Genomic DNA, 14,260 nt, shown 5'->3' with positions numbered 1-14,260 from the left:
AATTTCATTGCAAATATTAACATATTCATCCATTTCAACCTTCTGTTCAGCACGTATGCTGTAAGAAAGATTGACAGGATAAGCAGTATGACAAACCTCAGTAATATTGTAGAGATGCTGGCCAAGCAGGCCTTGGGCGGTAGTCAGCAACAGCAGAATACCAATCAGCATCAATCCCAAAACCAGTCGCAACAGTCACAAGGTGGGTTGGGTGGAATTCTTGGTGCCGTACTTGGACAGTTAAATCCGGGTAATACGCATCAAACTGGTCAATCCCAGCAAGGCGGCTTGGGCGGGATTTTAGGTTCTGTATTGAGTCAACTGGGTGGTGCTGGTCAGTCACAGCAGCAGCCAAATCAGCAGACGCATCAGCAACCTCGATCATCAGGATTGGGTGCAGGTGGAACCAAGACCTTGCTTATTGCCGTATTGCCATTGGTACTTGCTTGGATTCAAAAGCAGGGTGGTTTACAGGGAGCATTGGATAAGCTGAAAGGTCAAGGCTTAAACAGTCAGGTTGATGACTGGGTGTCTACAGGTCCTGGTGAGAATGCGCCCGTGGATAACCAGCAGTTACAGCTGTTATTTGATGATCAGGAGGTGGAACAGGTGGCGGAGCAGGTGCATGCCCCAAAGCAGGATGTATATAGCGCCATTTCCAAAGTCTTACCGCAGATAATTGATTCATTAACTCCGCAGGGTGAGCAAACCAGCAAGCAGGAAGCCAATAATGATATTCAGAATGTCCTGAATATGGTGTCAGGTTTCTTAAAGCGTTAACTGAAATTTCTTTAAAAAAAGCCCGGCTATAAATGCCGGGTTTTTTTGTATTTTTATAAATTATGAGTGTTCCAAATCCAAGCTAAACAGACGATTAGATTTGCTGATTTTTTTGGCAACATAATGTGATTTGCGCAGACGTATTAAAATAATCTGAGATTGGAATTCTAGCTCACCAAATTCCGGCTCCACCTGCACATAATGTAGCTGACCAAATTCATCCCTTACACGGGCTTGAGCTGAAAATCCGGGACGAGCATTGCCACTGGAAATGGTTGCCAGACGACCAATCAGATTGACATGATGTTTTTTGTATTTAGGTGGAATCACCTGATCCAGACAGTGAATCATAAATACTGTAAAAAAAATTGCAATAATCAACGCAGGAATAATCAGGTAATACGCCGGTAGAAATTCCTGTTCCTGAGAATAGATCAGCAGTTGCAGCACATAACCGGCAACACTGAAATTCATCAGCAGGAAAAATACAATTAAGATTTTCGAAAATTTAACATTAAGCAGGTCGAGATTGCGGAAGTAGAAAGGGGAAATCTGTTTCAAAAATTTCGTCGGGCGAATTTTGAATAAATAACCTAAGGTTTCTACCACGCCCAGCAAAATCACAGCGAATAAACTTAAATGAAAAGGCATCAAGTTATAGTCTAGGAAAAATGCCGGCATGGTAGCGTCCAATTTCAGAGTTATTCTGTGAGGTAAATCCCACCATCAGAATGCACGTTAATCTCTACTTTTTCAAGTGCTTGACCTTGACATGGACCAGAAATACATTCTCCGGTTTCAACCAGGAATAAAGCACCATGGGTTGAACACTCAATAAATTCCTGATCACGATCTAGAAACTGGTTTTCCAGAAACTCCAGTTCAACCTGCAAGTGTGGACACAGGTTCTGGTAAGCATAGAACATACCATCGCGTTGAGTAATGAAAATGGTGTCGCCATTTGGCGTTTCAAAAGAACGTGCTTCACGTTCCGGGATGTCTTCGGTCATGCAAATTTTAAACATTAAGCGCATTCCTTTTGGAAGTTTTCCAATAACGCAGCATAGTCAGCAATGGCCAGACGTGGGCCAAATTGTGAAACCACCTGACTTGAAATCAGAATTGCCAATTCAGCTGCAACTTTCCAGCCTAGGCCTGCATTCAGTGCATACAGGAAAGCACCGGCAAAGGCATCACCAGCACCATTGGTATCAACTGCAGTTACAGCACGACCCGGTACAGTAAAGCTTTGACCTTCATTGCAGATCAACGCGCCTTTGGCTGACAATGTAATGACAATGTGTTGGCTGATTTCTTGCAATTTAACTAAAGCGGCTTCAAGCGTTTCAGTCTCAGTGTACATCAACGCTTCTTGTTCATTACAGAACAATAGATCTACGCCATCTGCAATCATTTCGTCCAGGCCGGCACGTGCATATTGCACCATGGCTGGATCAGACAAGGTTAAAGCAATTTTCGCATCACTGGCACGGGCAATGGTACGTGCCTGTTCTACAGCATGACGGGCAGTTTCTGAAGTCGACAGATAACCTTCGATATATAGCCATTTTGCAGTTTTGAGAGGTGTGAAATCAATTTGAACGTCAGTCAGTTCCGCAGTGATACCCAAATAAGTATGCATGGTACGTTCTGAATCTGGACTTACCAGTACCATACAGGTACCAGTAACACCTTCACTGATTGAACGGGTTGTGGTTTGTATGCCGGCTTCATTTAAACCATCCAGGTAGATTTGACCCAGATCATCATTCCCGACACGGCAGGCATAGAAAGCTGAACCACCGAGCGCAGCAAAAGCCACAGTCGTGTTTGCAGCTGAACCACCAGATGCCTGGCCTTTATAGTTTTGCGTGGCTTTCAGGTTCTCATACAGCGCAGCTTGTGTTTCACCATCAGTCAGTTGCATGGTGCCTTTTTGCAGGTTGTGTGCAGTTAAAAAGTCGTCAGATACTTTAAATTCCTGGTCAATTAGCGCATTACCAATTGCAAAAAGATCAACATTTGCCATGTCAGAGAGTCACATTCAAAAAACGAAAGTCATAAGTTTACACGAATGCTCAGGTTTGCTATAGGGTGTTAAATCATTTTCAAAAAGTTTTAGGGTATGCTGTAAGGCATTCATTTCGCACTTTGGTCGAATTAAAGCAGATAAATTTCGTAATCCTGCGGTCGTGCCATTGATTTAAATAGCGGATTTTATTTATAAGTGTTATATCACCTGTAACTGCATATTCATGCAAATGCAGGTTGAGCCGAGACTACAATTTCTGACAGTGTGTATATATGGATATTAAAATCGTAAAAGCCGAGCAATTACCAGATCAAATCGAAACTTTTGCTGCTCTGGCAAAAAAGGAAGGCTATGATTTAATTGAGAAATTAGTTGAAGAATATCGCACAGGAAAAAACTCCTTCAGTAAAGATAATGAATATCTTGCTGTGGCTTATGATGGAAACAAGCTGATTGCTTGTGGCGGTTTGAACCAGCAATGGGGACCAGATGGTGTGGAAGAGCGTATTGGCCGTGTACGTCGTTTCTATGTACATCCGAAATATCGCCAGCATGGAGTAGGCAAGCAATTACTGGCTTATCTGGAACAGTTAGCACGTCCGCATTATTCTGCACTTTGCCTGCATACTGAAACCAAACTGGCGGCGAGCTTTTACCAGAAGCAAAATTATGTGTTTGTCGAAAACCATCCGAATTACAATTACTTTAAATATCTGATCTAGCCGATTTTCAATTTTACAAATACGGTTCATAAACTTGGTGATTCAATTTCTGAATGACCAAGTTTACTTAATTCGATCAAAATGATCGGTTTTCAGCGTGAATAATAACAAAAACTACAGCTATAATGCGATCAGTTGTTTTTTATCTAAAAATTAGGAGATCGCATGACTGTAGATGTCACTGAAACCATTTCACAAACTGTACATCCTGCGTTTCAGTTGGTACGTCAACACCATGTTGAAGCTTTAGACATTTTAGTGTCTGAATATAAACATAATGTGACCGGCGCCATTCATTATCACCTGGCGACCAATCACGATGAAAATGTCTTTTTAGTGGCTTTCCGTACGCAGCCAATGGACTCTAAAGGCGAAGCGCATATTCTTGAACATACCGCGCTTTGCGGTTCAGAAAAATTTCCGGTACGTGATCCCTTCTTCCTGATGATTCGCCGTTCCCTGAACACATTCATGAATGCCTTTACTGCGGCGGACTGGACAGCTTATCCGTTTGCCACCCAGAATGATAAAGACTTCCAGAACCTGTTAGAAGTGTATATGGATGCTGCTTTTGCAGCGAACCTGAATCCGCTGGATTTTGCCCAGGAAGGGATCCGTATTGAGCTGGAAAATGGTGAACCGGTTTACAAAGGTGTTGTGTTTAATGAAATGAAAGGTGCGATGAGTTCACCTTCAGATCAGCTCTATCATACGCTGGCGCATTACCTGTTCCCGGATACCACCTATCACTACAACTCAGGTGGTGATCCTAAAGATATTCCTGATTTGACTTACCAGGAGTTAGTTGATTTCTATAAGTCACATTACCATCCAAGTAATGCGGTATTCATGACCTTTGGCAACAAGTCAGCTTATGAACTGCAAGAACAGTTTGAAAACTTGGCACTGTCTAAATTTGAACAGGGTGAGACTTTATACTCAACGCCAGAAACCCGTTTGTCTGCACCGGTATCCGTGACTGATACTTATGCAGTTGATGCAGAGGATTTACGTGATAAAACCTATCACGTTATTTCCTGGTTACTACCGGAAGCAAGCGAAATCAAACTTCGTCTGGGTATGCGTTTGGTAGAAGGTATCCTGTTAGAAGATTCGGCATCTCCACTGCGTCATTATCTGGAAACCTGTGGTTATGCAGATGCAACAGGCCCATTTATGGGGGTTGATGACTCTAACTTTGAAATGACTTTCTATTGCGCAGTTCAAGGCTCAAATCCAGAATATGCTGAAGAATTTAAAAATGGCGTATTCAAGATTCTGGAAGATGTTGCTGCGAAACCGGTAGATCAGCAGGCAGTAGATGCGATTCTGCATCAGATTGAATTGCATCAGCGTGAAATCAATGGTGATGGTACGCCATATGGTTTAAGCCTGATCCTGAACGGTTTAGGTAGCGCAATTCATCACCGTGATCCGGTTGAAGTGTGGGATGTGGATTCTGCAATTGCCGCGGTTAAAGAAGAACTGAAAGACCCGATGTGGCTGTCTAATCTGATCAAAGAACATCTGATTGATAACCCGCACCGTGTGCAACTGACGCTGGTTCCAGATGCTACCAAATCTGCCAAAGAGGCCGAAGCGGAAAAAGCACGACTGGCAGAAATTGGCAAAACACTGACTGAAGAACAAAAAGCTGAAATCGTTGCGCAGACTGAAGCTTTAAAAGTTCGTCAAGATACACCGGATGACCTGAACCTGTTACCTAAGGTTGGCCTGGAAGACGTGCCTGCTGAAATGCAGATCGTACAGGGTCAGTTGCGTGAAGTGATTTCCAATGGCATCGATACGCCATTAAACCTTTATTATGCTGGTACCAATGGTATTTATTACCAACAAGTCCTGGTACAGATTCCTGACGAAGTTGTGCAATCACCATACTTTAACCTGCTTTCGATTCTGGTCGGGGAAGTCGGTGCGGGCGAATATGATTATCTTGAATTCCAGCAAATCCAGACTGCTGTTAGCGGTGGATTGGGTATGGGAGCTTCATTACGTTCAAAAGTAGATGACAAGAATAAGATTTCTGCCTGGTTAACGCTCACAACTAAATCTCTGGTAAATAACCTGCAAGCGATTCAGTTGCTGAAAACCGGTTTTGAGCAGCTTCGTTTTGATGAAAAAGGCCGTATTATCGAATTACTGCAACAGCGTAAAACACGCTGGCATTCGCGTATTTCGGGCTCAGGCCATAGCTATGCGATGCAGGTAGCTTCACGTCAGCACAGTGCTTTAGCGACCCGTGATTATCATAACACTGGTCTTGGTGCATTGAACTGGCTGATGAATCTGGTTGCTCAGATTGAGAAAGATGAAGCTGCTTACGATGCCATGATTGAAGAGCTGAAACGCATTCATCGTATTTTACTGCAAGCTCCAAAACAGTTCTTACTGGTTTGTGAAGAACCGCAAGCGGACCATCTGGTAGAAGAAGTTCAGAATGTTTGGGATAAAGTTGCTGTGGACCGTAATCCGGTACAACTTGCTCAAACTGAAAAAGTATTGAATCAAGCAGATGAGGCATGGCTGATTCAGGCCAATGTTCAGTTCTGTGCAGCAGCTTATCCGGCAGTGGAAGTATCTCATCCTGATGCAGCACCATTGATGGTCTTGGCAGGTTATTTGCGTAATGGATACCTGCATAGTGCGATCCGTGAAAAAGGCGGTGCTTATGGTGGCGGTGCCAGCTATGATGGTAATGCCTGTTCATTCCGTTTCTACAGCTACCGTGATCCACGTTTAGCAGAGACTTTCAAGGACTTTGATGCAAGTGTTCAGTGGCTATTAAATGCGGAACAACAGCCACATCAACTGGAAGAAGCGATTCTGGGTCTGATTGCCAGCATGGATAAGCCGGGTTCACCAGCAGGTGAGGCAATTACAGCTTGTTATGCTTACCTGCATCAGCGTACTCCGGCATTCCGTAAGCAGTTACGTGAACGTCTGCTCAATGTGACGCTGGATGACCTGAAACGTGTGGTTCAGCAATATCTGGTAGAACAACAGCCATCGCGTGCAGTGGTTGCACCAGTAGCAAAACGTGAAGCACTGGAACAGCTCGGATTTGTGATTCAACAGGTTCAATAAAAGAAAAAAGGAAAATTGAATGGCGCTTAATTCGTTTAAGCGCCCAACTTTGCAGCTGAGCATTTTGCTGGGCTGCATGGGTGGGGCGCAGGTGTATGCAGAAGAAAATCAAACAACTATCCCCAGCAGTCCGATGCCAGCAACGGCTGAGGCCTGTGCCGCGGTAGAAACCAGTGCAGAACGTCTAGCGTGTTATGATGCTTTGTTCAAAGTACCAGAAGCTGAAAGAGTGGTACTGGTATCTGAACGCCGCGCAGCTGCTGAACTTGCGCCTGAACCCGATAACCTGAAAGCTAGAATTGATAAAACTGTTTCTACAGTAACGGTCAGTGAAGGATCGCCACTGAAACCAAACCTGTCTTTATTGGACAGCCGTTGGGAACTTTCACCGGAAAGTAAACTGGGTACCTGGAATATCCGTTCTTATCAGCCGGTGTATGTATTGCCAGGATTTTGGACCTCCGAGAAAAATGAGTTTCCTGAAAGTCCGAATGAACGTAATACGGTAACAGAAGATCAGAACCTGAAATCCATGGAAGCCAAGTTTCAGCTTTCACTAAAAACCAAAGCAGTAGAAAATATTTTTGGTAATAATGGTGATATCTGGCTGGCGTATACCCAGTCTTCACGCTGGCAAGTATATAACTCTGAAGAATCACGTCCATTCCGTGAAACCAATTATGAACCAGAAGCCAGTATTGTATTCCGAACCAATTACGATTTATTTGGTCTGGACTGGCGTATGCTAGGTCTGACCTTTAATCATCAGTCCAATGGTCGTTCGGATCCACTATCACGTAGCTGGAACCGGGTGATGCTGAATCTGGGCTTTGAGCGTAATAACTTTGCCCTGATGCTACGTCCTTGGTATCGTTTTGAAGAAGACCTGCCAGATGATAACAATCCGGATATCGTAGACTATGTCGGTCGTGGCGATTTGACTGCATTTTATCGCTGGAAAGATCATGACTTTTCGCTCATGTTGCGTCATACCTTAAAAGGCGGTGATGATAGTCGTGGTGCAGCGCAATTTGACTGGTCATTTCCGATCAGTGGTCGTCTGCGTGGACATTTCCAGTTGTTTGATGGCTACGGTGAAAGCCTGATCGACTATAACCATAAGGCGACGTATGTCGGCTTGGGTGTTTCGTTGATGAACTGGTTCTAAAAAGCATTATCATCAAAAAATCCACGTGCTGACGTGGATTTTTTGTTTTATATCGAAATTACCCAACCTGAATTTCTGAAGGCGGATGTTTAAGGCGGCTCTTTTTCGGTGTGGCAATAAAATAGGCCAAGGTCAAAGGACCTAAACGACCTGCAAACATCAACAGCATCAGAATCAACAGACTGGCTGGCTGTAATTCAGAAGTGACGCCACGAGATAACCCAACTGTACATGCGGCAGAAACCGTTTCAAACAGCAGATCCAGAAAGTCCTGATCTGGCTCCAGAATAAGCAGACTCATAAATCCGGTTGCAATCAAGAGGGCAGTAATACAGACCACTGCCAATGCTTTAAAGGTGGTTTTCTCTGGAATCGAATGCTTGAATAAACGAATTTCATCTTCACGCCGTAGGAAGCTAATTACACTAATCACTACAATGATAAAAGTTCCGACCTTAATGCCACCTGCGGTACTTAAAGAACCACCACCAATAAACATCAGGAACATGGTAACTAAGGTGGACGCATTGGTCAGCTGATCCATCGGCAGACTATTAAAACCTGAAGAACGCGGTACTGTGGCATGGAACCAGGCATTGACCGCCTGATCGCCCACACTCATCAATGCCAGTGTTTGAGGATTAGAAGCTTCCAGAATCCAGATCAGGATAAAGGCAGAAAGATTCAGTGCAGCAATGGTACTCAAAATCAGCTTACTGTTAGTACTCAGTTTGCGCCAGCGTTTATGCTGTCGTACATCCATCAACACCAGAAAGCCAATGCCGCCAATGATATACAGCATGCTAATGGTGAAGGTAATAAGATACTGATCGGCAAAGCTCATTAGGCTATTCGGGAACAGGGAAAAGCCACCATTGTTAAAAGCAGAAATACTATAAAAGGAAGCGTAGAAAAAAGCCTGGGCAAAGTTGTAATCCTGTAACCATGCAATAGTCAGAATCACTGTGCCAATTGCTTCAAAGAACAGCGAATATAGAAACACACCTTTAATGGTAGTACTGATTTTTTTCAGGCTGGTCTGACCGATGGACTCCTGAGCCATGACTTGTTGCCTTAGTCCCATTTTGGGCGCCAGACTCATGGCAGCCAGAATGGCAAAGGTCATAAAGCCGAGTCCGCCACATTGCAGGAGAATCATGATTACGATCTTGCCAAAGACCGTATAAGCTTCTCCGACATTGACCACAGACAAACCGGTAATGGTCACCGCAGAAGTTGCAGTAAAAACAGCCTGAAACCAGGTGACATCACCATGATGAGAAACTGGTAGTATTAACAAGATTGAACCAATCAAAATCAATGCCAGAAATCCCAATGCGATAATGCTGGGTGGACTGAGATTAATGGTCCGGTTTTTATGAGCAGTTATTTTCATAGATTTTTAAAATGTTTGGACAGGCGGCGTAAAGGTTCCAGCAAACCCTCAACAAGCAGAATATCATCTTCTTTAAGAATAAGATGGGGATCGAGGATATATTGCACCACGGGGCCACGCTTATGCAGAATGGTTTTAATTTCTGGTGCATGATCCATCAGCTGATTGAGTTTGATACCACTTTGTTCAGCATGAATCTCAATTTTGACCAGATAACGATCATCCTCAAGCGCCATATAGCGGCTGACCATCGGATAACTTAAGGATTGCGCAATCCGAACACCCATATCTTCCTCGGGATGAATAATCTTATCCACCCCAAGATGGGTCAGGATCATATGGTGAGCTTTGGACTTGGATTTGGCCCAGATTTTTTTAACCCCCATATTCTTGAGGTGTAGGACGCAGAGAATACTGGCTTCAATATCTTCACCAATCGCCACCACCACCGCTTCACAGTTCTGAACATTTAGTTCGTCCAGCACATGTTCATCCGTGGCATCTGCAATCACGGCATGGGTGAGTTCATCTGAAATGCTTTCAACATATTTTTTATTCAGGTCGATGCCAATTACTTCATGTTTGAGTGACATCAGTTGTGTGGCAACAGTGGCACCGAAACTTCCTAAACCGATCACAGCAAACAGTGCCATGTATTTTTCCTAAAGTTGCTGCGCTTATACATGCGCTTTCTATTAATTTACGTGTTTATCTTAGTGCTTAATTAATATTTCAGCCATTTGCTTTACATAAATATTATCAAAGACCTGAGTTCTTATTCGCTTATATCAAAAAACCGCCTCGAAAGACGGTTTTTGATTGTTTGGATATCAGAATCTGAAATTATTTCAGGAAGCGTTGATAACCCAGGTTATTGGTAATCTCGTCATATGGATAGGTGATACTCTCCAGGGTTTCGATCAAACCGTCTGGATTCTGTTTTGCATCTTCCGCTTCCAAACCGACCAGTACACGACCTTCAGCTGCGCCGTGGTTGCGGTAGTGGAACAGGGTGATGTTATGAGTTGGGCCTAGACGTTCAAGGAAAGTCAATAACGCACCTGGACGCTCCGGGAATTCGACACGGAACAGACGTTCATTTTCAATGTCTGCGTGACCACCAATCAGATAACGGATGTGCAGTTTTGCTACTTCGTCGTCAGACAGATCATCAACGTCATACTGGAATTTCAGGTTTTCATAAATTTCCTGACGTTCTTTTTCGCCATTTTTCAGGCTAATACCAACGAAGACCTGAGCTGCGGTTGCATCGCTGGCACGGTAGTTAAACTCGGTGATGTTACGGCCTTGCAGGGCACGACAGAAACTCAGGAAAGCGCCTTTCTGTTCAGGAATGGTCACGGCAAAGATTGCTTCTTTACGCTCACCGAGTTCAGTACGTTCCGCGATATAGCGTAAACGGTCAAAGTTCATGTTGGCACCACAAACAATGGACACGATATTTTTGCCTTGAATGCCGTGTTCAGCGACGTATTTTTTAATCCCTGCCAACGCCATTGCACCAGATGGTTCTACAATACTACGGCATTCGTCATAGGTATCTTTAATTGCTGCACAGACTTCATCGGTATTGACCAGTACCACATCAGGTTCAACAATTGGACCAGAATTATCTGATTTTTGCAGACGGATGACCTCAAATGGTTTTTCACCAATTTGTGCCACCGCAGTACCATCGGCAAATAAACCGACAGATGGAAGAATCACACGTTCATTGGCTTCTAAGGCCGCTTTTAAGCACGCGGATTCATCATATTCCACAGGAATAACTTTGACATGCGGAGCAACATCTCCCAAGTACGCTGCAACACCGGCAATCAGGCCACCACCACCAACAGCAACGAAGACATATTCCACATCACGCCATTGACGCAAAATTTCATTGGCAATGGTACCTTGACCGGCCATCACCAGTTCATCGTCATAAGGTGGAATAAAGGTCATGCCATCTTCTTCGGCACGTTGAATCGCATATTTATTGGCAACATCAAATGAATCACCGTGCAATACGACTTCGCCACCTAAGCGTTTTACCGCTTGAACCTTGATATCAGGCGTGGTTTTTGGCATCACGATAATCGCGCGAATCCCCAGCTTTTTCCCTGACAGCGCCACGCCTTGGGCATGGTTGCCTGCTGAAGCTGTGATAACGCCACGTTCGAGTTGTGATTTCGGTAATTGACTAATACGGTTATAGGCACCGCGTAGTTTGAATGAAAAAACCGGTTGTAAATCTTCACGTTTAAAGCGAATGTTATTATTTAAGCGTTCGCTAATTCGTGGCGCTGCTTCGAGTGGGGTTTCGATTGCAACATCGTATACAGTTGCTTGTAAAATTTGTCGAACCAAACGAGACAGCATGTTAATTTTCCATCTAACAGTTTAAAATAAGCACTTATTGTAACAAACCACGCGGCTTTGCGGTTTAAAAATACTGCGAAAGTCCAAAATAGTTGAGTGATGTCATGAGTCTATATGCAACCCAAGATGAGAAAAAGCAAGCTGCAGCAAAAGCTGCGTTAAAGCACTTACCAAAAGGGGGCATTTTAGGCGTCGGTACTGGAAGTACTGTCAACTTCTTAATCGAACTTTTGCCTGAGCTTCAATTGGAAGCAGCAGTTGCAAGTTCTGAGGCCACTGCACAACGTCTTAAAAAATTAGGCATTGAAGTTGTCGATATGAATAGCGTAGGCGGTCTGGATGCCTATGTAGATGGTGCGGATGAAATCGACCGCCATATGCACATGATCAAAGGTGGCGGTGCTGCGCTGACACGTGAAAAAATTGTTGCATCTATTGCGAAAAAATTCGTTTGTATCGTCGATGATTCTAAGTGGGTGGAACAGTTAGGCCGTGAATTTCCGCTTCCTGTAGAAGTGATTCCAATGGCACGTTCTGCAGTCGCACGTAAAATTGTTGCTTTAGGGGGGGACCCTGCGTACCGTGAAGGTGTAGTCACCGATAACGGTAATGTAATTTTGGATGTTTATAACTTAAATATTTTGAATGCATTAGAGTTAGAAAAAACTTTGAATGACATTCCAGGTGTTGTTTGTAACGGTATCTTTGCCTTAAATAAAGCTGATATTGCTGTGGTTGCTACTGATAACGGTATTGAAGAGCGTACTGCGGTTTAATTAAACTTTCTAGAAAAAATCCCTCTAAATCTCCCTGAGCGAAGTTTTAAAGCACTGCTTTAAAACAAGTGCAAGAAGGGAGATTTTTGAAAGCCCCTCTTTGAGAAAGAGGGGTTTGCGGAGATTAAAAAAGAATAAAAATGACCTTATCCGACTTACCTGAAATTCAAATTGTCCGAAATATTCGCTCAACACGTTTAAAGCTTCGTGTGGATGGTACTCAAATTCGCCTGACTGCACCCGTATTTTGCACAAAAAAACAAATCCAGAATTTTATTAATGATGCCGAAAGCTGGTTACTCAAAACCTGGCAATCCCAGCAGGAAAAAATACAAAGTGTTGATCGTAGTTTACCTGCTAGCTTGCAGCTATTTAATCTGAATCAGCCAATATCAGTTCAATACCAGGCCCAGAAGCATAATTTTATTCTGGATTATGCAAACTATATGCTCTATATCAGTGATCGAAATCCTGAAAGCTACTTAAAAGCTTTTGTAATTGCCTATGCCAAACAACAGTTACCGATTTATCTTGAACAGGTTAGTCTGGAAACAGGATTATCTTTCAATGTCTGTAATATCCGCCAGCCGAAAACCCGTTGGGGCAGCTGTTCTGCCAGACATGACATTATGCTGAATAGCGGTATTATTCTGTTTCCTGAAAATATCGTCCGTTATCTCTGCGTGCATGAACTGGCACATACCCGGCATTTTGATCATAGCCCGCGTTTCTGGACTGAAGTGGCGAAACATGATCCAGCTTATTCAAACCATCGCAAAATTCTGAAAAATACCCTTATGCCATGGTGGTGGGTCAGTCAGAATTAATGCAAGAATCATTTAATAAGGAATAGTTTAAAAATAATATTTAAATCATAAATTTATATAAAAACGAGTTTGAATAATTTCTGCTGCACTTATGAAAATAGATTATTTTTAATTCAGAACCTGCTTTTCTAGAATGCTGAAAAATTAAAAGTTTCTGAGCTGCTTTCGGCATAAAACAAAGAAACGTATTTTCCAGCATATGGGGTAGATGAGGATGGTTCAATCCAGGTTATTATTTATTTTCACGCTAATCTTTAGTGTGCTTTTAACTGCATGTAATAAGGCAGAAGCACCAAAAGAAAAAGTCGAAAAAACGGCTTATACGGCAGACACAGTGCGTATTGGTTACCAGCGTTCTTCTACACTCATGACCTTGTTAAAAGAAACGGGTGAGCTTGAAAAGAAACTGGCAGAAAAGAATGTCAAAGTCAGTTGGCATGAATTTACCAGCGGTCAGCCTTTGGCTGAAGCACTTAATGTGGGCAGTGTTGATGTGACTGCGGATGTGGCAGATACAGTTCCCGTATTTGCCCAGGCAGCCAAAGCGAATCTGACTTACTATGCCAAAGAAACTGCATCTCCAAATGCACAGGCAATTTTGATTCCACAAAATTCCAGTATCAAAACTGTTGCGGATTTGAAAGGCAAAAAGATTGCAGTAACCAAAGCTGCGGGTAGTCATTACTTGTTAATTGCAGCACTCAATCAGGCAGATTTAAGTTTTACAGATATTACTCCAGCATGGCTCAGCCCGGCAGATGGCCGTGCAGCATTTGAACATGGTGGTGTAGATGCCTGGGTGACTTGGGAGCCATATGTTTCAAGTGGTACAGTTGTACAAAATGCAAAAGTCCTCGCTTCAGGTGAAGGGTTAGCAAGTTATACACGTTACTACTTAACTGGTCATAAATTTGCTCAGGAAAATCCTGCAATCTTGAATGATGTGATTGATACCTTAAAAGAAAAAGCAGCTTGGGTAAAAACCAATCCGAATGAAGCGGCAAAAATCCTGGCACCATTATGGGGTAACTTACCTCAGGAAGTGGTATTAAAAGCCAATGCTAACCGAAGT

The 14,260-nt window shown here is 43.2% G+C and carries 13 protein-coding genes; 7 read left to right on the top strand and 6 right to left on the bottom strand.

The annotated features are described in order from the left end of the window. The first annotated feature begins 87 nt into the window (after positions 1-87). Positions 88-780, top strand: coding sequence for a YidB family protein (locus HADU_RS08115; protein ID WP_008305223.1), 693 nt, complete (start codon positions 88-90; stop codon positions 778-780). 60 nt (positions 781-840) lie between these two features. Here HADU_RS08115 and HADU_RS08110 read toward each other — a convergent pair whose 3' ends face one another. Genes HADU_RS08110 through HADU_RS08100 form a run of 3 tightly spaced genes read right to left on the bottom strand, consistent with a single transcriptional unit; the run spans position 841 to position 2,809 of the window. Further along, positions 841-1,461 (bottom strand): OB-fold-containig protein, encoded by a 621-nt coding sequence (locus HADU_RS08110; protein ID WP_008305221.1) that lies wholly within the window; start codon positions 1,459-1,461, stop codon positions 841-843. Positions 1,462-1,481: 20 nt separating this feature from the next. Beyond that, positions 1,482-1,790 (bottom strand): Rieske (2Fe-2S) protein, encoded by a 309-nt coding sequence (locus HADU_RS08105; RefSeq protein WP_008305220.1) that lies wholly within the window; start codon positions 1,788-1,790, stop codon positions 1,482-1,484. Positions 1,791-1,804: 14 nt separating this feature from the next. After that, the gene (locus tag HADU_RS08100) at positions 1,805-2,809 is read right to left on the bottom strand and encodes an adenosine kinase (protein ID WP_008305218.1); all 1,005 of its coding nucleotides are present in this window, start codon (positions 2,807-2,809) and stop codon (positions 1,805-1,807) included. A gap of 275 nt (positions 2,810-3,084) precedes the next feature. On the opposite strand from HADU_RS08100, the gene HADU_RS08095 reads away from it, so the two are divergent. From HADU_RS08095 to HADU_RS08085, 3 genes are all read left to right on the top strand, one after another. Further along, entirely contained in the window at positions 3,085-3,534 is a 450-nt protein-coding gene (locus HADU_RS08095; RefSeq protein ID WP_004812759.1) for a GNAT family N-acetyltransferase, read from the top strand. Between the two features lie 165 nt (positions 3,535-3,699). Beyond that, complete coding sequence (locus HADU_RS08090; RefSeq protein WP_008305214.1) at positions 3,700-6,639, top strand: insulinase family protein; 2,940 nt, start codon at positions 3,700-3,702, stop codon at positions 6,637-6,639. 19 nt (positions 6,640-6,658) lie between these two features. Then, entirely contained in the window at positions 6,659-7,807 is a 1,149-nt protein-coding gene (locus HADU_RS08085; RefSeq protein ID WP_008305212.1) for a phospholipase A, read from the top strand. Between the two features lie 58 nt (positions 7,808-7,865). On the opposite strand, the gene HADU_RS08080 is transcribed toward HADU_RS08085, so the two are convergent. From HADU_RS08080 to ilvA, 3 genes are all read right to left on the bottom strand, one after another. Next, a complete protein-coding gene (locus HADU_RS08080) occupies positions 7,866-9,203 on the bottom strand; it encodes a TrkH family potassium uptake protein (protein WP_008305210.1) in 1,338 nt (445 codons plus the stop codon). Further along, positions 9,200-9,856, bottom strand: coding sequence for a potassium channel family protein (locus tag HADU_RS08075; RefSeq protein WP_008305208.1), 657 nt, complete (start codon positions 9,854-9,856; stop codon positions 9,200-9,202). The genes HADU_RS08080 and HADU_RS08075 overlap by 4 nt, the downstream gene beginning before the upstream one ends. Positions 9,857-10,046: 190 nt before the next feature. Continuing rightward, the gene (ilvA, locus tag HADU_RS08070; protein WP_004812768.1) at positions 10,047-11,585 is read right to left on the bottom strand and encodes a threonine ammonia-lyase, biosynthetic; all 1,539 of its coding nucleotides are present in this window, start codon (positions 11,583-11,585) and stop codon (positions 10,047-10,049) included. Positions 11,586-11,689: 104 nt separating this feature from the next. Here ilvA and rpiA point away from each other — a divergent pair, with 104 nt between their 5' ends. The 3 genes from rpiA to HADU_RS08055 all read left to right on the top strand — a co-directional run. Further along, positions 11,690-12,361 carry a ribose-5-phosphate isomerase RpiA gene (gene rpiA / locus HADU_RS08065; RefSeq protein WP_004894532.1) on the top strand — a complete coding sequence of 224 codons (672 nt, stop codon included), beginning with the start codon at positions 11,690-11,692 and terminating at the stop codon, positions 12,359-12,361. Between the two features lie 140 nt (positions 12,362-12,501). Next, on the top strand, positions 12,502-13,188 hold the full coding sequence (locus tag HADU_RS08060; RefSeq protein WP_008305205.1) for a SprT family zinc-dependent metalloprotease: 687 nt from the start codon (positions 12,502-12,504) through the stop codon (positions 13,186-13,188). Between the two features lie 208 nt (positions 13,189-13,396). Further along, a partial coding sequence (locus HADU_RS08055) for an aliphatic sulfonate ABC transporter substrate-binding protein (protein WP_264653520.1) occupies positions 13,397-14,260 on the top strand: 864 nt, incomplete at its 3' end.

The organism is Acinetobacter sp. HA, assembly GCF_000264725.1.
In the GTDB taxonomy this organism is placed as follows: domain Bacteria; phylum Pseudomonadota; class Gammaproteobacteria; order Pseudomonadales; family Moraxellaceae; genus Acinetobacter; species Acinetobacter schindleri.
This window is presented reverse-complemented; position numbering and strand designations above follow the sequence as displayed.